Annotated in this window: 17 protein-coding genes; 7 read left to right on the top strand and 10 right to left on the bottom strand. The window is 54.4% G+C overall.

Annotated features, from left to right (window positions below; genetic code table 11):
- Positions 1–82 precede the first annotated feature (82 nt).
- A complete protein-coding gene (locus tag F0P93_RS09700; protein ID WP_150876170.1) occupies positions 83–637 on the bottom strand; it encodes a TetR/AcrR family transcriptional regulator in 555 nt (184 codons plus the stop codon).
- Between the two features lie 193 nt (positions 638–830).
- Here F0P93_RS09700 and hemE point away from each other — a divergent pair, with 193 nt between their 5' ends.
- From hemE to F0P93_RS09685, 3 genes are all read left to right on the top strand, one after another.
- Positions 831–1,865: a uroporphyrinogen decarboxylase gene (hemE, locus tag F0P93_RS09695; protein WP_150876169.1), complete on the top strand. Its 1,035-nt coding sequence runs from the start codon at positions 831–833 to the stop codon at positions 1,863–1,865.
- A complete protein-coding gene (locus F0P93_RS09690) occupies positions 1,862–2,095 on the top strand; it encodes a hypothetical protein (protein WP_150876168.1) in 234 nt (77 codons plus the stop codon). Before hemE ends, F0P93_RS09690 begins: the two co-directional genes overlap by 4 nt.
- 176 nt (positions 2,096–2,271) lie before the next feature.
- On the top strand, positions 2,272–2,739 hold the full coding sequence (locus F0P93_RS09685) for a low affinity iron permease family protein (RefSeq protein WP_150876167.1): 468 nt from the start codon (positions 2,272–2,274) through the stop codon (positions 2,737–2,739).
- A 7-nt stretch (positions 2,740–2,746) separates the two neighbouring features.
- On the opposite strand, the gene F0P93_RS09680 is transcribed toward F0P93_RS09685, so the two are convergent.
- From F0P93_RS09680 to F0P93_RS09665, 4 genes are all read right to left on the bottom strand, one after another.
- The gene (locus F0P93_RS09680) at positions 2,747–3,187 is read right to left on the bottom strand and encodes a GNAT family N-acetyltransferase (RefSeq protein ID WP_150876166.1); all 441 of its coding nucleotides are present in this window, start codon (positions 3,185–3,187) and stop codon (positions 2,747–2,749) included.
- 4 nt (positions 3,188–3,191) lie between these two features.
- Positions 3,192–4,187 (bottom strand): bifunctional heptose 7-phosphate kinase/heptose 1-phosphate adenyltransferase, encoded by a 996-nt coding sequence (locus F0P93_RS09675; protein ID WP_150876165.1) that lies wholly within the window; start codon positions 4,185–4,187, stop codon positions 3,192–3,194.
- A 36-nt stretch (positions 4,188–4,223) separates the two neighbouring features.
- Positions 4,224–4,880: an SGNH/GDSL hydrolase family protein gene (locus F0P93_RS09670; protein WP_150876164.1), complete on the bottom strand. Its 657-nt coding sequence runs from the start codon at positions 4,878–4,880 to the stop codon at positions 4,224–4,226.
- A gap of 231 nt (positions 4,881–5,111) precedes the next feature.
- Entirely contained in the window at positions 5,112–6,395 is a 1,284-nt protein-coding gene (locus F0P93_RS09665) for a UDP-N-acetylmuramoyl-tripeptide--D-alanyl-D-alanine ligase (protein ID WP_150876163.1), read from the bottom strand.
- Positions 6,396–6,497: 102 nt separating this feature from the next.
- On the opposite strand from F0P93_RS09665, the gene F0P93_RS09660 reads away from it, so the two are divergent.
- From F0P93_RS09660 to F0P93_RS09650, 3 genes are all read left to right on the top strand, one after another.
- On the top strand, positions 6,498–8,762 hold the full coding sequence (locus F0P93_RS09660; RefSeq protein WP_150876162.1) for a T9SS type A sorting domain-containing protein: 2,265 nt from the start codon (positions 6,498–6,500) through the stop codon (positions 8,760–8,762).
- A 48-nt stretch (positions 8,763–8,810) separates the two neighbouring features.
- Positions 8,811–9,740: a D-2-hydroxyacid dehydrogenase gene (locus tag F0P93_RS09655; RefSeq protein WP_150876161.1), complete on the top strand. Its 930-nt coding sequence runs from the start codon at positions 8,811–8,813 to the stop codon at positions 9,738–9,740.
- A gap of 264 nt (positions 9,741–10,004) precedes the next feature.
- Positions 10,005–11,030, top strand: coding sequence for a glycoside hydrolase family 43 protein (locus F0P93_RS09650; RefSeq protein ID WP_150876160.1), 1,026 nt, complete (start codon positions 10,005–10,007; stop codon positions 11,028–11,030).
- A 13-nt stretch (positions 11,031–11,043) separates the two neighbouring features.
- On the opposite strand, the gene F0P93_RS09645 is transcribed toward F0P93_RS09650, so the two are convergent.
- Genes F0P93_RS09645 through F0P93_RS09635 form a run of 3 tightly spaced genes read right to left on the bottom strand, consistent with a single transcriptional unit; the run spans position 11,044 to position 14,427 of the window.
- Positions 11,044–11,331, bottom strand: coding sequence for a UBP-type zinc finger domain-containing protein (locus tag F0P93_RS09645; protein WP_150876159.1), 288 nt, complete (start codon positions 11,329–11,331; stop codon positions 11,044–11,046).
- A gap of 39 nt (positions 11,332–11,370) precedes the next feature.
- Positions 11,371–13,032, bottom strand: coding sequence for an NAD(P)/FAD-dependent oxidoreductase (locus F0P93_RS09640; protein WP_150876158.1), 1,662 nt, complete (start codon positions 13,030–13,032; stop codon positions 11,371–11,373).
- 3 nt (positions 13,033–13,035) lie between these two features.
- Entirely contained in the window at positions 13,036–14,427 is a 1,392-nt protein-coding gene (locus tag F0P93_RS09635; RefSeq protein ID WP_150876157.1) for a sensor histidine kinase, read from the bottom strand.
- 120 nt (positions 14,428–14,547) lie between these two features.
- Here F0P93_RS09635 and F0P93_RS09630 point away from each other — a divergent pair, with 120 nt between their 5' ends.
- The gene (locus F0P93_RS09630; protein WP_150876156.1) at positions 14,548–16,425 is read left to right on the top strand and encodes an outer membrane protein assembly factor BamB family protein; all 1,878 of its coding nucleotides are present in this window, start codon (positions 14,548–14,550) and stop codon (positions 16,423–16,425) included.
- Between the two features lie 61 nt (positions 16,426–16,486).
- Here F0P93_RS09630 and F0P93_RS09625 read toward each other — a convergent pair whose 3' ends face one another.
- Both F0P93_RS09625 and dinB read right to left on the bottom strand, forming a co-directional pair.
- Complete coding sequence (locus F0P93_RS09625) at positions 16,487–20,731, bottom strand: caspase family protein (RefSeq protein ID WP_150876155.1); 4,245 nt, start codon at positions 20,729–20,731, stop codon at positions 16,487–16,489.
- 213 nt (positions 20,732–20,944) lie between these two features.
- Positions 20,945–22,024: a DNA polymerase IV gene (gene dinB / locus F0P93_RS09620; protein ID WP_150876154.1), complete on the bottom strand. Its 1,080-nt coding sequence runs from the start codon at positions 22,022–22,024 to the stop codon at positions 20,945–20,947.
- Positions 22,025–22,134: the final 110 nt, after the last annotated feature.

Genomic DNA, 22,134 nt, shown 5'->3' with positions numbered 1-22,134 from the left:
TTGATCATCCGGATTCATTCATCCGGTCTTTTAATAGGTAATAGTTTTTTTAACCGCCTGTCAATCACGGCCTGAGGTGATTTTACAGACGTTCGACGGCGCGATTCCGGCAGTCGGTCAATACGTGTTCGTTCCCAAACACTTTCACCAAGACCAGAGACCCCTGGATTTCGGCAGTAGCCTGTTCGGCCAGCTCACGCGCTTTTTCCGGTGAATGGTTTGTCCGGTAAAGGTGTGCGAGAGCCGCCAGCGCATTGTTAAAATGAACGCGCAACGGTTCGGTAAACGCTTCGGTGACTAAAGACGTTTCCAGCGCCGTATTACCCATCAGACAACCCCCTTCCGACCGCACAATGCCGTTGAACAAGGCATCGAGCAGGTGTTCCAGCCGCTGTTTCGGAGGCTTATCTTCATCATAAGCAATCGAAAAAAGCTGCTTTTCGTTAACCGCATTGAAATACAGCAGCACCTCGTTCATCAGGACTTCCTTGCTGCGAAAGTAGTGGTAAAAACTGCCTTTTAACAAACCGCAGGCTTGCGCCAGATCCTCCATCGTGGTTCGGTGGTAGCCTTGCCGTTTGAAAACCAGCATGGCTTTCTGCAAAATTTCCTCCCGCGTGACTTTCTGAACTGGCATGGTGCAAAGGTAAAGAGTTGTTTTATTTTTACCAAACGTTTGTTTGATAAAAATAGCGGTGTTTTGAGTTATTTATTGTTTCGCAGAGTTGAGCGGAGTTTAAAAGGGTTCAGCGAAGTTTTTTCTCTGCGAAACTCCTTTAAACTCCGCTCAACTCTGCGAAATAACCTGTTAACCCGACTATCTTTGCACCATGATTTTACAAAATGACCTGTTCCTACGGGCCGCCCGTGGCGAAAACGTAGAACGTGTTCCCATCTGGCTGATGCGGCAAGCGGGCCGGATTCTGCCTGAATACCGGGCGGTTCGGGAGAAAGCCGGGAGCTTCATCAAACTGGCTACAACGCCGGAGCTGGCTGCCGAAGTTACCATTCAACCCGTTGATATTCTGGGGGTTGATGCCGCTATTATTTTCTCGGATATTCTCGTAATCCCGGAAGCGATGGGGTTGCCATACGAAATGGCCGAGCAACGGGGACCGGTTTTTCCGCAGACCGTTCGCAATCGGCAGGAGCTGGATCGCATCAAGGTTGCTGATGCCGAGAGCGATCTGGCCTATGTGCTGGATGCCATCAAAATCGTTAAAAAAGAGTTAAAAGGCCGGGTTCCGCTGATCGGTTTTGCGGGGGCGCCGTTCACGATATTTTGCTACATGACCGAAGGCAAAGGCTCCAAAACCTTCTCAGTGGCGAAGAAATTGCTGTATGCCGATCCGGCCTTTTCGCACGCTTTGCTGCAAAAAATTACGGATAGCACCATTGATTACCTGAAAGCTCAAATCCGGGCGGGTGCCGATTTAGTGCAAATCTTCGATTCCTGGGCAGGCATTTTGTCGCCCGATCAATACCGGACGTTCTCATTGCCTTACATCAAACAGATTTGCGATGCCCTGGCCGAAACCACCGGCGTTCCGGTAACGGTTTTTGCGAAAGGCGCCTTTTTTGCCCGCCAGGAAATCGGGCAGTTGAGCTGCTCGGTGGTGGGGCTGGACTGGAACATGGACGCGGCCGAATCGCGGCAGTTGATTCCGGACAAAACCCTGCAAGGCAATCTCGATCCCTGTGTTTTGTATGCCGATTATGGTCAGATCAAAGCGGAAGTGACGAAGATGCTGCAGACTTTCGGAACGCAGCGGTACATTGCCAATCTGGGTCATGGGGTTTATCCCGATACCGATCCGCAGAAGGTTAAGTATTTTATCGAAACCGTAAAAGAATTCACCGCATGAGCGAGAAGAAGAAAGCCGACGCCGTATTTACCCGGCATTCCGAAGCGGAAATTCAACCGTTCGATACCTCAGAAGAAGCGATTCAATTCCTGGAGCAAGGAGCCAGGGAGAAGACGATTCAGCCGGTCGCGGTGATTTTTAATTACAAGGTGGTGTGGCGGTACCACAACAACCGGGGCAAAGACTACACCGACGATTACATCAACGAAATCAGAAGACAGGCAGGGTAGGCGGAGTAAGTGGCCTGACCAACCGGAACCGATGAGCGGGTACGTGAATCGCTACACTCATCTTCTCAAACAAAAACCGGCTGATTGAGGTATATCATCCAACTCCCTCGTTTAGGGGGTACGTTCGGGCTTAACTAAAAGCAGGCTCGGCAGGATATACCTTAAACAGTTAGTTCATGAAAAAGATAACGACTTCGCATTCCAATAAAGGCTTTTTTGAGCGGTTCTCATTGGGTGTCGCCAAAGCAACTGGTTCGTCGATGGCTTTTGTAATGGCCCTGGCAACTGTGCTGATCTGGGGCATCACCGGCCCTTTGTTCAATTATTCGGAAAGCTGGCAACTGATTATCAACACGGGAACCACCATTGTTACGTTTCTGATGGTTTTTGTGATTCAGAAAGCGCAAAATAAAGAGTCGCTCTCTGTTCAGCTTAAACTCAATGAACTCATTGCCGCGACCAAAGGCGCCAGCAATCGCCTGATTGACAGCGAAGACCTGAGTGAAGAAGAACTGGCAGTTTTGTACCGGCACTACTGCACCATGGCGGAACTGACCAAAAAAACCAGTGACCTGCGCAAGTCGCATTCCGTAGAGGAAGCAATCAAGGAAACCCGGGAAAAGTTAAAAGAAGAGAACGGGTAGCGTTTCGTTACCGCCGAATGGCCGAATCGTCGAATCTCTCCATCATGGTTTCCGGTTTGGTGAGTTCCGTGAAACCGAATTGCCGGTATAACCCGTGGGCATCGCGGGTGGCCAGGAGCCAGCGCCGGATGACTTGCAACTCAGGATGGGCCAAAATAGTCGCCATAAGCCACTTCGACAGTCCCTGTCCACGGTAGTCTTCCAGCACAAAAACGTTGCCGAGGTAGGCGAAGGACGTGAAATTGGTCAACACCTGGGCATAGCCAATTTGGTTTTCACCATCATAGAGGCCAAAATGCAAGGTTGTGTGGTCCAGTTGCTTTTGCAGCGTTTCGCGGCTGATGCCGGTGGCCCAGTAGGAGCGATTGGTTAGAAAATCGTAAATGACCTCAAATTGAAGCCGCGCCGGATCGGTCGAAATGGTGTAGTTTTCTTTTTGAACTTCCATCGGTTTACAATAATGCTTCCTTGATGGCTTCCGTTTTCAGCCGTTGCTTGTTGATGGGTACGACGCCGAGCGATTCGCAGACCAGTCCTCCGGCCAGATTCGACAGACCGGCGATGAAACGGGGCGCCAATCCGAGGGCCACGCAACAGGCCGCCACGCTAATGACGGTATCGCCCGCGCCCGACACATCCGAAATCTGGCGGATGTGGGCTGGAAACCGGTGAATTTCGCCCTGAAAATCGATAAAAACGCCCCGCTCCGAGAGGGTAATCAACGCCCCTTTCAGACTCATTCGGGCTTTCAACTGGTCGATAGCCGCCTGAAATTCACCGGTTTTCGTTACATCGAAGTCAATTTTAAGCCCCTCTTTCAATTCTTTCAGGTTGGGCTTGAAAAGCGTGGTGTGGTGGTAGGCCAGAAAATTCCGTTTTTTTGGGTCCACCACCGTCGGAACACCCTGTTCGTTGGCAAAATCCGTAATTTCGGCAATGGCTTCCGGGCTCAGAACACCCTTGTCGTAATCCTGAAAAATAACTACCTGACACGTCGGGATTAGCTCTTTGGCTTTCGCAATCAGAAGATTCCGTTCCGATTCGGAGATGTATTGATCGGTTTCCGTATCCACCCGAACCACCTGCTGCGAACCGGCCATGATCCGCTCCTTAATGGTGGTCATGCGGGAATCGCTCCGAATCAGTCCGTCGCAGTATAAGCCGCTTTCCTGGAGTTGACCGATCAGCCGGTCGCCCGGTTCGTCGGTTCCAATCACCGAGCAAATGATGGGTTCGGCACCCAGCGCCCGGACATTCAGAATCACATTACCGGCCCCGCCCAGCCGTAATTCCCGCCGTTGGACGGTTACAACCGGCACGGGCGCTTCCGGCGAAATCCGATCCACGCGACCCCAGACGTAGGAGTCGAGCATCACGTCGCCGACGATCAGGACACGGAGCGAATTGAACGCTTCAAAAATTTCTTCCAGGGATGCGGTGTTAATCAATGCGGTACTGGTCAATGCGTTTGGTTTTAATCCTTCTTACTTCAGGAGCGGTTTCAGTTTAGCCGTCCAGATTTCGTAGCCTTTCGGACTCATGTGCAGGCTGTCGGCCCGGAACAGTTCGCCCCGGATCTGGCCGTTGGCATCGAGCATGGGCGTATAAATATCGAGGTATTGCGCCTGTTTTTGTTTGGCAATGTAGTTCTTAATGAGGTCGTTGGCTTCCATCGTAACCGGTAAAAACTTCCGGCGCGACGGGCTGGGCTTCATCGAAATGAAAACGATGGGCGTTTTGGGCAACGATTTCCGGATTTTCGTAAACAGCGTAACAAACCGGTCGCGCACTTCCTGAGCCGTCACGGTGCCGCTGGCGACGTCGTTTTCGCCGGCGTAAATCACAATCTGTTTAGGTTTGTAAGGAACCGTCACGCGGTCGGCGAAGTAAATGACATCGGGCAATTTGGAACCGCCAAAACCACGGTTGAGCACCTTCTTGTCCGGAAAATCGGCCTGGAGGGTTTGCCAGAGCTTGATGGACGAACTGCCGGTAAACAGAATCACATCCTGGGGGGGCGACGCGCTACGGTCCTGTTCCTCAAAAGCCTTGATCTCGTTTTCAAAAGGAACGACTTCCTGAGCGAGCGCAATATATTGAATAACAACGGTTAACAGAAACAGGAGCGGGTATTTTTTCATAAAGGATCATTTAGGAATAAAACAAAAATGGCATTCGCTTTTTTGTATAAGCCCACGGTTAAAACCGTGGAGTAGGTTTGTAATTCCCTACTTTACGCTAACCGTTTTAACGGTTTTTTCCGTGGTCAATGGCCAAAACCGTTAAAACGGTTGTTGTGGTTGTCCGCTGTTTCGTTGTAACCCACGGTTAAAACCGTGGGCTGTTTTTTATGCCTTGTCAATTTTGGTGCCTTACAAAAACTGCACAACCGACTCCAACCCCATGCCGCGCGACCCTTTGATCAAGATGGCCGTGTCCTGAAACGGATTGTCCATAATCCAGTTGTGTAACGAAAATTTGTCGGGGAAATAATACGCTTTCGGCAACGCACTCAGCGCATACCGCATGTCCTGCCCGGCCAGAATCACGGTGTCGAATTTCCCCTGGGCAATCAACTCGCCCAAAGCCGCGTGTTCGGCGGGGCTTTCAGGTCCGAGCTCGTACATATCGCCCAGAATCACGACTTTATGGGCGGCATCCTGCTTCATAAAGTGCTGAATGGCCGCAGCCATCGAACTCGGATTGGCGTTATAGGCATCCATCAAAATGGTGTTGCTGCCTTTCCGGATGAACTGCGAGCGGTTGTTGGTCGGATTATACCCCGCCACCGCTTCGTTCGCTTCCTCCGCCGGAACGCCAAAAAACTTCCCGATGCAGAGCGCGGCCGCCATATTGTCAAAGTTGTAACGACCCGGCAGATGCGTGGTGATGACCTGACCGACCTCGTCTTTATATACCACCGGATTGTCGCTGAGGATCTCGTACTGACCGGTGAGCTGGTAAAAAACAGCCTCGCGGAACAGCCGTTCGGCCGCCATCTCCATCAAAACCGGGCTGTGGGCGTTGATAAAAACCGTTCCGCCCGTTTCGGCCAGAAAATCGAACAGCTCGCCTTTGCCTTTGCGCACCCCCTCAACGCCCCCGAACCCTTCCAGATGGGCTTTTCCGACGTTGGTAATCATGCCGTGCGTCGGTTGGGCGATGGAGCAGAGAAGCCGGATTTCGCCCTGGTGATTGGCCCCCATTTCCACGACCGCCATCTCGTAAGCCGCATCGATGGCCAGCAAAGTGAGCGGCACACCAATGTGGTTGTTGAGATTTCCCTGCGTCGCATACGTCCGGTATTTGCGGGACACGACGCTGGCGATCAGTTCTTTGGTGGTCGTTTTTCCGTTCGAACCGGTCAGGCCGATAACGGGAATGGTCAGCGTATTCCGGTGGTAGCGAGCCAGTTCCTGCAACGCCGTAAGGCCATCGTCGACCAGCAAATACCGGCTGTCGGTCGCCAGTTCCGGCGTATCGACCAGGGCGTAACGTGCGCCTTTTTCCAGCGCATCATTCGCGAATAAATTTCCGTCGAACTTCTCGCCTTTGAGTGCGACATACAGACAACCTTCTGTAATTTTACGGGTATCAGTCGATACGCCCGCGCATTCGCGGAAGCGATCGTACAATTCAGGAATGGATATAACCATTTTCCGGAAAGAAGTAAACCAACGTTATGAGTCTGTTCGTTATCAGTTAACCGCACGACCTCCTAGTCGGCCGCTTACACGCGGTTAATGAGCCAAAGTTACATGAAAAAGCTGTTTACCGTACTTTGTTTTCTGATTCTTCAAATCGCGCGGGCTCAAACCAGCGGTTCTTTTTCCTTTCGCTACGAGGCCGGGGCTACCGTCAAAATCGTGGGCCGGAACCTGGCTAATCCGTGGGCGGGTGGCACCAACGGGGCGCAATATTCCACCCTCCACCTCAACACCGATACCGTTGAAGACCTGGTGGTATACGACCGGCAGACCAGTCGAATTATGGCCTTTGTAGCTGAAAGACAGGCTGATGCGAGCTACGTCTGGCGGTATGCTCCGCAGTATGAGGAACAGTTTCCGGCCATTACGTTCGGTACCTGGATGCTGTTGGCCGACTACGACCACGACGGCAAAAAAGACCTCTTTACGCACACCAACGGCGGGCTTCGGATTCTGCAAAATACCTCGGCAAATGGCCAATTGTCGTGGAAAACCATTGCCGACCCGGTTTATCACGAAGGACTTTCCGGTACGCTGAATTTATACATCAACTCGGTTGACATCCCGGCGATTCTGGATGCCGACAACGACGGCGACATCGACATTCTGACCTACGACATCAACGGAGGAACGGCGAATCTGTACCAGAACATGAGCGTCGAGCGGAAAAACGACCCGAATGGCCTGGATTTCAAGCGAATCGGATTTTGTTGGGGCAATTTCAAAAGCGACGATCACTGCGACGAATTCATTTTCGGACTGGATTGTGTCTACGTCGGCAACGAAACCGGGGGCGACAATTCGGGCGCGCGGGTGAAGCACAACGGAAATTCCATGCTTGTGATCGACCTCGACGGCGATGGCAACAAAGATTTGCTGACGGCCCACGTCACCTGTCCCAACGTTTCGATGCTGACCAACGTCGGTGGCAATGGTGCTTCGGCCCGTTTCATTACGTCGACCAGCCGCTTTCCGGCGGTCACTCCAATTTCTTTCGATATTTTTCCGGCCCTTTACGCCGAAGATCTTGATTTTGATGGGATTAAAGACCTCGTTGCCTCGCCCAATACGTACGGGAATGAAGGCAACCTGATCGATTACCGGGCATCCAACTGGTTTTATAAAAATGCCGGAACCAATCAACTTCCCAATTTTCAGTATGTCAGCAAGAGTTTTTTGCAGGAAGACATGATTGATTTGGGCGAAGGAGCGACTCCGGTTCTGGCCGATCTCGACGGCGATGGCGACATGGATCTGCTGGTGGGCAATGCGGGCGTTCGGTCCGCCACGGGCTACCGGGCCAGCATCGCGCACTTCGAAAATACCGGCACCAAAAGCAAACCGGTTTTTGAACTGCGAACGACGGATTATCTGAAACTGTCGGAGCAATTTCTGTTGACGGACCTGAAAGTGGCCGTGGCTGATATCGACGGAAACAACAGCTTCGACCTGATTTTTACCGGGAATTCGATCAACCGCGCACCGGAAATCCGCTACATTCTGAATCAGGCCGGACGGGGAGCGGCTTTTCAACTCGACCCGACCAAGGTGCAGCAAATCCCGACGCCCGACCGCCTGGGCGTGATCGACCTGCCGACCTGGTATGACGTGGATCGGGACGGAAAAACCGACTTGCTGATCGGAAAACAGAACGGAACGATTGAGTATCACCGCAATACCGGCACGACAACGGCACCCAAATATGAGCTACAACAGCAGAATTACGGACAGATCAACGTGGTGCCTGGCGCGACCAGCCCCTCTATTGTCGTCATCGATCTCAACGGCGACCAGCGCCCCGAACTGCTGACCGGCACCCGCGACGGCAGCCTGCGGCTCTACCAACTGCCGGAAAAACCCACCGACAAAATGGTATTGCTGGACTCCACGCTGGTGATCAACGAGATTACCCAGACCACGGACAAGACTACGCCCGGCGCTAATCTGGCCCTGACGGCTGCCGATCTGAACGACGACGGTTTGGCGGATGTGTTGGCCGGAACCAGCGCCGGTGGGGTCCGGTATCTTCGCAACACGTCGGAGAAAGTGATCATTACGGGTCTTGAAGACGAAGAAGACAGGCTGCCGTGGGTATATCCAAGTCCGACCGACCGGTTTTTGCGGGTTAAGTCGCCCAACAACGGCGTCGTTCAGGTCATGAATCTGCTCGGTCAACCCGTGACGACCCGGCAGGCGGTGCAGGCACATACGGAAGCTACGCTGGATTTGGGAACCCTGCCGATGGGCGTTTATTTGATCCGGCTGATGCGCGAGGGGCAACCGGTGCGGCACCAGAAGGTAGTTTTGTCGAAGTAAAAAAAGGGGATTGATTACTTTTACCCTCATACACCTAACACCGCTGGCATGATTGTTTTTGTAAACACCCCCTTGAACGAGTCCGATAAAGCGTATTTCCGTGCACAACTGCCTGATCAGTATGACGTAATTTTCAAAAAAGACCTTCCCGAAAGCGAACAGCCAGCGGCTTTTCAACGCGCCGATCTGGTGCTGGGCAACCCGCCCCCGGCCTGGTTTTCGGGCGGTACCAATCTGAAATGGTGGCAGTTAGATTCTGCCGGGTTCGACGGGTATAAAAATATTCAGCTCAACGCGCCGGTGACCAACATGGGCGATTATTTCGCCTGGCCCTGCGCCGAAACGATTGTGGCCGGGATCATCGCGTTTTACCGGGATATTCACGGACTGGCGGTGCTGCAAACGCAGAAGAAATGGGTGGGTGTACCGCTGCGTTTTAAACTGGGTTTACTCAAAAACAAGAAAGTGATCATTCTGGGGTCGGGAACCATTGGGCAGGCCGTTCGGCAAATGCTAACCGGTTTTCAGTGCGAGGTTAAATTTCTGGCCCGAACCAATCCGGAAGCCGAACTCCACACACCCGAAGAACTGAAAGCCGCTCTTCCCGAAACCGATCTGGTGGTCAACTGCTTACCCGGAACGGCCAAAGGTTTTTTCTCGGCGGAGCTGATTGCGGCTATGAAAACCGGTAGTGTTTATGCCAACATTGGCCGGGGCAGCACGACCGACGAAAAGGCCCTGATCGACGCCCTGCAAAGTGGACAATTAGCCGGTGCGGTGCTGGACGTAACCGAAGTAGAACCGCTTCCGCTCGACAACCCGCTGTGGGAGATGCCCAACGTGATTCTGACGCAGCACACAGGCGGAGGGCAGGCGACGGAAGACAAAGGGAAAGTAGACCTGTTTTTTCAGAATCTGAACCGGTTTATCAACGGAAAACCGCTGGAAAACCAGGTTGAGTTGTCGAAAGGGTATTGAAGCATTCTTGGAAAGAACATCAATGGTACGTATGAACCCCGGAGGGATAAAATGTAAATAGGGAACAGCGCCCCGTATTTTTCCAAGCTCCGGAGGAGCGTCCTCAAAGGGTAGGACGCTCCTCCGGAGCTTAAATTTCTTTCCTGTTAGCGTAACGATTAACATTCTACCCCTCCGGGGTTAGTTTTGTAACTACAACCATTCCACCGCCCTGAAAAAATAAATGGACTACTGCCATTTTGACCCCTTTGGGCATTTGCATAGATGAAAAAAATACTTCTTTTCGTATTCCTGCTCTGGGCGTCAATTGGCTTTAGCCAAACCTTGTCCAATCCGTTGTTGCCGTCGGGGGCCGATCCGTGGAGCATTCACAAAGACGGGTTTTATTACTACACGCACACCACCGGGCGCAACCTGACGCTCTGGAAAACGCGTTCGCTGGCGGATTTGAAAACCGCTGAGAAGAAAATCGTCTGGACACCCCCGGCATCGGGTCCCTATTCCAAACAGATTTGGGCACCCGAACTGCATTCTATCCGGGGGAAATGGTACCTGATTTTTGCCGCCGATGATGGTCAAAACCGCAACCACCGCCTGTGGGTGCTGGAAAATGACTCTGCCGATCCCTTGCTGGGCACCTGGACGATGAAAGGCCAGATTAAAACACCCGACGACAAATGGGCGATCGACGGGTCGGTTTTTGAGCACAAAGGCAAACTATACCTGACCTGGTCGGGCTGGGAAGGGGACGAAAATGGAGAACAGGACATTTACCTGTGCCAGATGGAAAACCCCTGGACGGCGACGGGCCAGCGCGTCCGCATTTCGTCGCCGACCTACGCCTGGGAAGTGGACGGCAAGATTCCGAAACCGGGGCCAGACGACAAGCCGGTGGTGCTCGTCAACGAAGGGCCGCAGCCCCTGACGCACGGCAACCGCCTGTTTGTGGTGTTTTCGGCCAGCGGCTGCTGGACCGACAGTTACGCCCTGGGCATGCTGTATATCGACGGTGACAAAGACCTGATGGACACCCGGAACTGGACCAAACTGAATCAGCCGGTTTTTAAAGCCGTGAACGTTTCGGGAACGAATGCCGCCGGGCACAACTCCTTTTTCAAATCGCCCGACGGCACGGAAGACTGGATTTTGTACCACGCCAACCCCGAACCGGGGCAGGGTTGCGGCACCAATCGATCACCCCGGGCGCAAAAATTTACATGGACCTCCGACGGAATGCCGCAGTTCGGCCAGCCGCTCGCACTTGACGTGACCCTGCCGGTTCCGAAATGACGTTCCCAAACCTTCAGACCGCAGGTGCAGTATACGGCATAATCTGCTCATCGACAAAGCACCACAGCCACGACTCGCCGGGTTCGGCCGAGGCAATAACCGGGTGGCTGGTGGCGTAAAAGTGCTTGGTGGCGTGTTGGTTGGGCGACGAATCGCAGCAGTGTGTCTGCCCGCAAGTCTGGCAGGTTCGCAGATGTACCCAACGATCTCCGGTTTTGACACATTCCACGCAAACCGCCGGCCGGTCCGGTAGCGTAACGGATTCAACGGCACTGAGATGGGAGCAGGCTTTTTGTCTCATGATAAAGAAAAAACAGTCGCCGGATTTCCGGCAACGGAACTAGGTTTCGGCTAAATATTTATGAACAAAACTGACCGCCATCGCTCCTTCGCCCACCGCCGACGCTACGCGGTTCATGGCTCCGGCACGTACGTCGCCCGCGGCAAAAATGCCTACGCTGCACGTTTCGAGCAGGAACGGATCGCGGTCTAACTTCCAGAATTCCTTGTAATCGTCGTATCGCGCCAGGTCGCGGCCCGTTTCAATAAAGCCTTTCGGGTCCTTAATGATGTTCATTTGAATCCAGTCGGTATACGGTTTGGTCCCGATAAAAATGAATAGGGCGCTGGCCGGAACCTTCGTTCGCTCCTGGGTTTGTATATCCTCCAGAATCAGACATTCCAGGTGCGATTCGCCCAGTCCTTCGGCAATGGCAGTGCAGGGATGAACGTGGATGTTCGGCGTTTTTTCGATCTGGTCGATCAGGTACTGCGACATGGTAGCCGTCAGGTCGGGACGCCGGATGATGATGTGTACCGCGGAAGCCATTCGGGAAAGGTACATGGCTCCCTGTCCGGCCGAATTGCCTCCGCCCACGACGTAAACCGGCTTGCCCTTGAAGGCATAGGCTTCCGTGGTGGCGGCACCGTAATATACCCCCGCGCCCGTCAGTTTATCCAGCCCCGGACAGTCCAGTTTGTGATAAGCAACGCCGGTGCTCAGCACAATACTCCGGGCTACCACCTCGCTTCCATCGCTCAGCTCGATGTGTTTGTACTGGCCTTTCGGTTTGATGGCAACCACCTCGTGCGGAGCCAGAAACTCGACGCCAAAGCGGGTGGCCTGCGTAATGGCCCGACGCGCCAGTTCAGAACCGCTCAATCCTGACGGGAAACCGAGGTAATTCTCAATCCGTGAACTGGTTCCGGCTTGTCCGCCGGGCGCGCGTTTGTCGATCAGGATGGCCCGAAGCCCTTCCGATCCGGCGTAAACGGCGGCTGCCAAACCCGCCGGGCCCGCGCCAATAATCGCCAGGTCGTAGAGCGATTGGGTGGCTTTGGCACTCAGCCCCAGTTTTTCACCAACGACCGGCATCGTCGGCTGTTTCAGAACCGCTCCGTTTTCCAACAACACGGCGGGCAGATCGTTCGGTTGAATACCGTGTAACTCGGCCAGCCGTTTGGCTTCCGGATTCGTTTCAAAATCAAGCCATTGGTAGGGAAAGAGATTGCCCGCCAGAAAGTCTTTCAACTCATGTGTCTGGGGCGAAAACTGGTACCCGATCAGCTTAAGCCCTTCAAACGCCGGGCGGTAATTCGACTGCCAGTCGCTCAGCAATTCGTCCAGAATCGGGTACAGCTTTTCCGTGGGCGGGTCCCAGGGTTTGTTCAGGTAGTAATCCAGTTGAACGTCGTTGATGGCCCGGATGGCGGCTTCGATGTCGGAATAGGCGGTCAGCAACACGGTTTTGGCGTTCGGAAACGTCTTGCGGGCTTTGAGCAGAAAGTCGACGCCCAGCATTTCCGGCATCCGCTGATCCGACAGAAACAGGGCTACTTCTTCGTTTTTCTTCTTCAGCTCAACCAGCGTCTCCAGCCCTTCGCTGGCGGAGGTGGTGGCCAGAATCTTGTAGTTTTTCCGGTATTGCTGCCGCAAATCCCGCTGGATGGCCTGCAAAACCGCCTGATCGTCGTCAACGGCAAGGATGATGGGGAGTTTCATGCGTTAGGATGTAATGGGCAGACAGACTTTGAATTCGGTTCTTCCCGGTTTGGAGTTGACGTAAATCCGGCCATTGTGGTGACGGACGATGCCCTGCACGATGTCGAGGCCGAGCCCGGTTCCTTTGCCAATGGCTTTGGTGGTATAAAACGGATCGAAAATATGGTCGAGGTGTTCAGCCGGAATCCCCGAGCCATCGTCGATCACGCGAATCAGTTCAAATTCGTGGTCCACTTCGCCGGTAATCTGTAAGTGACCGCCTTCGTTCATGGCGTCGATGGCGTTGTCGATCAGGTTGGTCCAGATCTGGTTCAGTTCGCTGGGAAACGCTTCGATCTGCGGCAAGTTGTCCGCGATACTGACTTCAACCTGAATGTTTTTTTCTTTCAGTTTATGTTTCAGCAAAACGAGCGTGCTGTCGATGCCTTCGCGCAGATGAATGCACTCCCGACCGGTTCCGCGGTCCATGTGCGTATACGACTTGATGGCATCCACCAGAATGGCAATGCGTTTGGACGCTTCCTCGATGTCGGTGACCAGCCGCTCCGTCACCAGATTATTGACCAGCCAGTTCAGAACCGTGGCCCGGTTATCCGGTGCAACGTCCACCAGGAGGGTGTCCAGATCGTCGGTCGTAAAGCCAAAATCAACCAGCGATTCGGCCAGCTCGCTGCCATCCGCCACGTCGTTATCGTCAAACCAGTCGAGCAGTTCATCTTCCAGGCTGCTGCGTTCCATCAGCGATAAGCGTTTTCCCTCCGCCGGGCCTTTCGTTTTGCGGAACAGCAGGTTGCTGACCCGGTCGACCATCTCGTCGGTAACCCGCAGCGCCATCACGTCCTTGAACCGTTGCGGGGTGTTGTGCAAATGTGATTTCAGCGTGTCGGAACTTCGGACAATGGCCGAAACCGGGTTGTTCAGCTCGTGGGCCAGCCCCGCCGACATCCGTCCCAGCGCCATCATTTTATCGTTTTGCTGCAACTGCCGGGTCGTTTCGCGCACCCGGGTGGTCATGACATGCACCAGCGTTTCGGTCAGTTCGAATTGTGTCTGAATCATTTCGCGGAAGTGGTCGCGGTGCAGGGCCAAAACCGCCGTTGGGCCGATGGTTTGCCAGAAGGCCACCGATTCTACCATGCGCGAAAACGGCAGGACGCCCTCCAGCGAGCCGTCTTCCGACACCCGCAATTCCTGCTGTTGCCCTTGCTGGATGAGGTAAAACCGGATATGGCCTTTCAGCACAATCAAAAAATGATCGGTCGGGTCGCCGGGCTTATAAATCAGGGCATCAGCCGGATACTCGCGGCATTCCGAGCGATCGACCAGCCAGAGGAGCTGTTCGTCCGGAACACCCGTAAATTTCGGATTGTTTTTCAGTTCGGTCAGGCAATCCATGAAAAAGCGGTTTGAGAATCAAAAGATAAGCAATCGGCGGGTATTTCCCATAACTGAACTTCCCGCCGATCGGTTTCATCCCGCGTCTTGTTTCTGGTTTTGTCGGTTGTAATTTGCGGTATGAAGTATCTCGCCCTCCTGCTGGTTTCCCTGCTCGGGTTAAAACCGGCACTCACCCAACCCATCCGGTTTGCGTTTGTAACCGACACCCACGTCGGCGCACCCGCCACCGCTGCCGAAGATTTACAGCGAACTGTCAACGACATCAATGCCCAGACCGATCTCGATTTTGCGGTTTTTACGGGCGATGTCACCGATTTTGGCTCGGATGAAGAGTTCCGGATTGCCAAACAGATTCTGGACGGGCTGAACAAGAAGTGGTACATTTTTCCGGGCAATCACGACACGAAATGGTCGGAGAACGGCTGCAACAGTTTCCGGAAGGTATTCGGAGCAGAACGGTTTGCGTTCACCGTCGGGAAATACCGGTTTATCGGCTGCGGCAGTGGTCCCAACATGCGGATGTCGCCGGGGCTGGTGGCCCGCGAAGACGTGCTGTGGCTCCGGTCTGAGGTCGGGAAACTGAAGGGTTCCGACCAGCCGGTTATTTTCATGAACCACTATCCACTCGATGAGTCGCTGGAAAACTGGTATTTGCTGATTGACGAACTCAAGAAAACCAACGTTCAGGCAGCTTTCTGCGGCCACGGACACGCCAACCGCGAACTCAATTTTGAAGGCATTCCGGGAACGATGGGCCGTTCCAACCTGCGGGCGAAGGATCAAGTGGGTGGGTACAACATCGTCACGATGCGAAACGATACCATGACGTTTGCCGAACGGACGCCCGGCCTGGCAACAAAAACCGCCTGGCGCACCATCGTGCTGGAAAACCATCATTTCAGCCAGCAAACGGCCAAATCCTACCCGCGTCCCGACTATAGCCTGAACGAGCAATACGCCAACGTAAAACCGGTCTGGGCCAAACAGGACAGCAGCGACATTGGGGCGGGTATCGTTGAAAGCGACGGTTTCTGCATCTATCCCAACACCAGCGGGCAGATCGTGGCACTCTCTACGGCCGACGGAGCGGTGCGCTGGCGGTTTGCCACGGGCGGGAAAGTCTATTCAACCCCGGCGGTTCGCAAAAACCGGGTCGTGGTCGCTTCAACCGATGGCACCGTGTATTGCCTCGACAAACGCAGCGGCACCCTGCTCTGGAAGCAGGAAACCGGCCAACCCATCGTGGCGTCGCCGGTGATCGATGGCAAGGTGGTTTTTATCGGCAGTTCGGAAGGGAAATTCCGGGCGTTGTCGCTGGCGGATGGCGCGGTACGCTGGACGTTCACGGGCGTCAAAGGTTTTGTGGAATCGGTGCCGGTGGTCGACAAAAAGCGCGTGTATTTCGGTTCGTGGGGCTCGTCATTGTATGCCCTGAACAAGAAAACCGGTGATTCGGTCTGGCGGTGGACCAACGGGAAAATGCGTAATTTCTCGCCCGCAGCCTGTGTGCCGGTTCTGGTCAAAAACCGCCTGTTCATCCAGACACCCGACCGCACCGTGACGGCCATCGATGCCGAAACCGGCAAGGAAATCTGGAAAACCAGCCAGCACAAAGGCTTCGAGTCGATGGGCGTGTCGGCAGACCGTTCGCTGATTTACGTCAAGTGTATGCAGGATTCCGTCTGGGCCATTCCCACCAACTCGGCCAATGGGCAAGGCGCATGGTTTGTCAATTGCCGGTACGGCTACGAAATCAGTCCGGGGCCGCTGACCGAGCGCGACGGACTGGTTTACGTACCGACCGACGAGGGCGCGTTGTACGTCATTGACCGCCGGAACCGCAAGCTGCTCTGGTCGCACAAACTGTCGAATGCGATGCTCAATCGCGTCTGGCCGTTGAAGAACAAGCAGGTGCTGGTGACGACGATGGACGGGAAGATTGCGTTATTGTCTAACCCTGTCAGCGCCGGTCCGTCGTACGGTCGAAGACCCTGACAGGGTTAGACAATAACGCAATCTTTAGTTTGGTTCCGGTTTTGCTAAAAAAGAACCGCTGTCAGGGTCTTTGACCTTGCGACGGACCGGCGCTGACGGGGTTCTTTTTTAGCAAAACCGGGATCGATGCCTGTCGGTTGTCTTCCAGGCCCATCCCGGCGACGGCCAGATCATAGGCATCCACAATCGACAGCCCCGAACCCAGGGCCTGGTAAAACGTCGCCGAAAAAGCAATGGCGGCTTCGTCGCCAATCGAACGTTGCATCCCGATCACGTACGGAATGTGTTCGCCGATGGCACGGGCCTGGGTTTCGGAGTAACAGGCGTTCAACAGCACGCACTGCACGGAGTCGTCGAAAACCGCAAAAAGTCGTCCCAAAGCCTCGGCGCTGACGGTTTTCAACTGCCCGCTTTCCGTTTCCAGACACAGCCCTTCGCTGGTGCCGTGGCCGGAAAAATGTACGATGGTCGGTTTTTCCTGCAAAATGGAGCGCGTCAACGTGCGGGGGGTGACGGCGAGGCTGGTGGAAAACAGAATCCCGTCGCTCCCCCGCAGCTCCTCTTGGATCTCGCGGGCTTCGGCACCCAGCCGCAACGGTTCGTGGGTGATGGGGTTGGCCGAAAGAAATAAAATCCGTTTCCAGGCTTTCGTGTCGGGTGTGGGAACGGCCGAATCGTCACTGCTGATCAGTACTTCTTTTTCCAGTACGTCCAGATCGCGGGAGCGGCTCCCCAGATGTACGGTGACCTGAAGCAGCAACGGATGGCGACCAGCTTTGAGCGGTCGGACAAAAAACTTCCACTGGGTGTCGTCGCCGGTCCAGATTTCCTGCCGCTCGGTGCTGGTGGTTGTAATTTTGAAATACTCCCCGCCCGAGCTATCGACCAGCCGAACACTCATTTCGTTGCCGATGATAATGTCCTGATGGACACTCTCTTCGCTAATCTTCAACAAGGCCGCTTCCACTTCCTTTCCTGCAATCCGCACCGTACAGGTCGTTTGCGCATTCACCTTCATGGAACCGGGAATGTCATAATCAAGCTGGCCTTCGCGAAGCGAAGAGGCCGTTGAGTTGGCTTCAGCCGGGCTGTTGATCGGCGGAGCGGGCGGGGGCGTAAAGGCGGGTGGGGGAATGTGCGACGACCTGGAAGGGGCTGTTTCATATTCGACATTCGCCGTGTTGATGGTAATGCCCCGTCCACCGCTGCGGTTTTTTTCCGGAGCAGGAGAATCAATCTCCCGCGTAGGTCCTGATTGAGGCTTTGCCACTACCTGTCCCCGACCACTGAGGGGGAAAAAAAAGTCCTCGCCCCGGCTCTGGTTCAGGGGCTGCGCGAGTTCCGGTCGTTTGGTAAGTACGGCGTTGATGCGCTCCATGAACTTCATCGCCACCTGTTGATAACCGTCGCTGTTCGGGTGAATTTCGTCGTACCACTGGTCGGGCCGGACGGTTTTGCGGAGGTCGAGGTAGGAAACATTTTCGAAAGCTTCGGCCACCGTTTTGATCCGGCTGTTGAACTCGTCCAGAATAAATTGGATCGTGGCAAATCGGTCCTCCTGCCGATTGATGCCTTTTTCGATCATGTAGCGTCCCAGCCAGCCTTTGTTGGTCACTTGCAGCGGAATCACGTAGTCGTAGCCATGCACCAGAATCTGGAGGTCCGGTTTATAGATTTTCAGGTGACCAAACATTGTTTTGTACAGGTCGCGCAACGCATCCAGCTCGGCGAACACCTTGTCATTCAGAAACCGACGCGGATTCTGGCCCGGCGGCTCGCTCATATCCGGATTTTCTTTCAGAAACGTGCGGAACTGATCGCCGAGAATGTCGTTGCCGCCCCCGCTGATGAGAAAAAACGCCGGATTCTGTTCATCGATGGCGTCGAGGTATTCACCGGTTTTCTGGTAATTTCGGAGCGTATCGCCCGCGGCTGCCACGCAATAGATGGCGAACGCCCGGGAAAGGTGGTCGATGGTGTCGGTCACGAGCGGATGCTGAAACCACGAATCGCCCTCCGAAACCAGCCGGACGCGGTTGGGGAAGCGTTTGGTTACCTGCGCATACTGCCGGTTGCGCAACCGGTTGGCCAGCGTGTTGGCCGCAGCCAGACCCAGGTCGCTGATCAGCCCGCGTTCGTCCAGGTGCGCCGAATCCAGCACTGTAATGTCCGGTTTGAGCTGGTAATCGGTTTCCCAGTTCGTTCCCGGACGGGCATCGAAATAGATTCCCAACGCAAAGGGCGTTGTAACCGGATCGTGGAGCATCGCGTTGAGGTCGGTATCCAGAATCACATTGGGCTCCGGATTGACCAGTTCCAGGGTATAGGACTGCGTCGTCCAGCCCGTCAGTTGAATCGAACGGTCCGATACGTCATCGGTTGCAAAACCGCCCCGGTTGCCGCCCCGGTTTTCATCGCCGGGCAGGGGCGGATCGGGCAGCGTGGCCAGCGTCAGTGCCTGTGGGTCGAACTCATCGGTGCTGACAATCAGTTTGATGTGTTCCAAACGGATTGGCCAGTTGTAAAACCGCATTGTGTCCTGCAACGTGGCGGGCAGGTAGTCCATTTTGTTCAGACCCAGATAAACCGAATTGCCCGGTTCCAGCAAATACGCTTTGGGGTTCAGAAAACCGGTGAACGATTCAAACGTAGACGAGAGATACAGCGCCGAGCAATAGAGCGAACGCTGGTTGCTGGCTGGATTGGTGATCTTGACCTGAAGGTTGCTTTGCCAACGGCCATTGGCCTGTTTTTCATAGTGGATCGGAAGGAGGTCATTGTTCGGAGAAATCGCCGTTGGTTGCCCGTCTGCCCCAATCCGGGCAAATTCAACCGTCAGCGGTTTTCCCGGTAGCTGGTTGGTGCCCGAATTGGTCAGACTGTTCATAAATTCCCAGCGGGACAGGTGTTTCAACTGTTCCACCAGTTCCGGGATGGCCGTTTCGGATGCGGTTTCAATCACGTTCGTCAGCGGGCGGTAAGGGTCGTTGGGGTAGGTGATGTAATAGCGACCATCCTGATCGTGAACCACATACTTTGCCAACTCTTCCCGTTCTTCGGTCACAATGAGCCCTCCGCTTTCGCTGGAGAGCTTGTCAAGCAGCATCTGCTGGTTTTCCGGCAAACCGCCCCTGTTTTTGAGGGTAATGGGCAGCGGAAGCATCATCAGGCCGTCGATGGTGGCCTGAAAAACCGCATTCTGGTTCAGATTGACCGCCTGATCAAACCGCAATTGCGTCGAGTCGACCCGAATGAGGCCCGGTTGGGCGGAGTATTTCTGGCCGGGGTCGTCGGGATTGAAAACCGTGATGGATTTGGTTTCGACTGTAATGCCGTGAATCGCGCCCAGGTTCAACTGCCAGCCGGTTTTTCGGTTGTAGGTCACCTCGCCAATGGCCGATTGCCCCCGTTGACCCGGTCGGTTGAGAAAGGTGGTATGCAGCAGCGAATCATCCCCGTTGGCGACGTAAATGCGTGGTTTTTGCTCGTACACATTCCGCAGATATTGCCGGACCCGACTCCGCAGTGTGTAGTAGCTCAGGTCGCCCGCCGACGCTCGCAAAACCGTCAGCAGTGTTTTGGTAAAAACGCCTTCGCCACTGACCTCTACCGCCGATTCGTCGGATTCGCAGGCGGACAACTGGACGTGCGTTCCTTCGGGCAAGGCAACCGCATCGCCCTGCTGCCGGATCGTATCCGCAGCGATCGTCTGTCCGAAAATAAACTGCTCCCAGGGGCGTTTGGCAAACGCAAACGGTATGCGTTTTTCGCGGGGAGCTTCGTCTTTGAACACGGTTTGCACCAGTGCCCCGTTGCGGGTATTGTCGCCCGAATGGCAGCAGTCGAAAATGGTAACGACGTGCGGTTTTTTGGCCGATAGTTCCTGGATGAGATACCGCAACTCCTTGTCTGCCAGTAGAAAATCGGAAGTGGTTTGTTCGTCATAATGACAGGCCAGACACTCCAGCCGACCATCGGTTTCGTGTTTCCAAACGGTTGGATCGGCCCATTCCTGCGTGCCGTGTCCGGAGAAATAGAACAGGGCTACATCGCCCTCTTTCGCCTGGCCCAAATGCTCACGAAAAGCATGAACCACGCTGGCTTTGTCGGCTTTTTTGTCCTGCAATAGCAAAACGTGCGGTTCGAAAGCGGGATCGTTTTTCAGGTATCGCTGCACCTTGAGGGCATCCATGACGCAGCCACCGAGGGCTGGAAACCGGATTTGCCCCTGCAAAATTAAGTCAGCCCGGTAGTCGTTGATGCCCACGATCAGGGCGTAGAGTTTCGGTTTAGGAGTCGTGTTCATGGTTGAGGTAGGGAGAAGGGCCGGGAAGACCGGTCGGATTTTCGGAAAAATCGGAGATGAGGTACGTTTTTACAACCGGTTCAAAACCGACTATAATTTAGGCGAAACAATCTGTACAGAAAGCGATCTATTTATCGAACGGCGAAAATAAACGGACGAATTCCAGTATTCGGAAGAATGGCGCTTTTTACCCGGTTTCAGACCCGTCAGCGGCTAAAAGGGAAGCACCAATTGCTGGCTGGATGGTTGGTCGGAAGCGTCGAGGTTGGAGAGTGAAATGCCCAGGAGCCGGACGCCTTTGGAAAGGGGGAAAAGTGCTGTGAGTAATTCGACGCCGATGCGATCCAGAAAAGTTTTCTGTGAAACCGGCCTCAGCGTGGTGCGGCTGCGGGTAATTTGCTCAAAATCGGCAAATTTTACTTTCAGCGTAACCGTGCGCCCCACCACCTGAATGCGTTCGCACAACCGCCAGACCGAATCGAGCAGGGGTTGCAAACCCGCGAGGAGGTCGGCTTCGGTGGTTAAATCCCGGTCGAAGGTCGTTTCCGACCCAATAGATTTCCGAAGCCGGTCGGGCGTCACGGGCCGGTTGTCGATGGCGCGGGCGATGGTGTAATAGTAACTGCCCGCTTTCCCAAAGTGCTGTTTCAGGAAGGCTTCGGACTGTTGCCGCAAATCCCAGCCGGTAAAAATACCAAGCTGGTTGAGCCTGGCGGCCGTGACGCGGCCAATGCCGTGGAATTGCCCGACGGTCAGGGTTTCGACAAACGCCAGACCCTGTGACGGTTTAATCACATACTGACCGTTGGGTTTGCGATAATCGGAGGCCAGTTTGGCCAGAAACTTGTTGTACGAAATCCCGGCAGAAGCCGTCAGTTGCGTTTTTTCAAGGATTTTAGCCCGGATTTCCTCCGCGATCTGCGTGGCTGAAGGCATGTTTTTTAAGTTATCCGTCACATCCAGATAGGCTTCGTCCAGCGATAAGGGTTCGATGAGGGGCGTATATTCCGCAAAAATGGCGCGGATTTCGCTGGAAACGGCCTTGTAGACATCGAACCGGGGTTTGACAAAAATCAGGTCGGGACATTTGCGGAGGGCAACCGACGACGCCATGGCGGAACGAACGCCAAATTGCCGGGCTTCATAACTGGCCGCTGCCACGACGCCCCGCTGGCGCGATCCGCCGACGGCCACGGGTTTCTGGCGCAACGCAGGATTGTCGCGCTGCTCCACCGATGCGTAAAACGCATCCATGTCGATGTGGATTATTTTTCGGATTACGGGCTGCTCCACGGAACAAACTAACGGTTTTTTCTAACGATACCCTAAACCGTAATGTTCCCACTGCCTGCTGAATTGATGGAGTGGTCTGCGTTACCCTCCTCCGGAAGCACTGAGGCAGC

The organism is Larkinella humicola (assembly GCF_008727875.1).
Lineage (GTDB): Bacteria > Bacteroidota > Bacteroidia > Cytophagales > Spirosomataceae > Larkinella > Larkinella humicola.
Note: the sequence above shows the minus strand (reverse complement) of the source record. Positions and strands in the feature narration are given on the sequence as shown.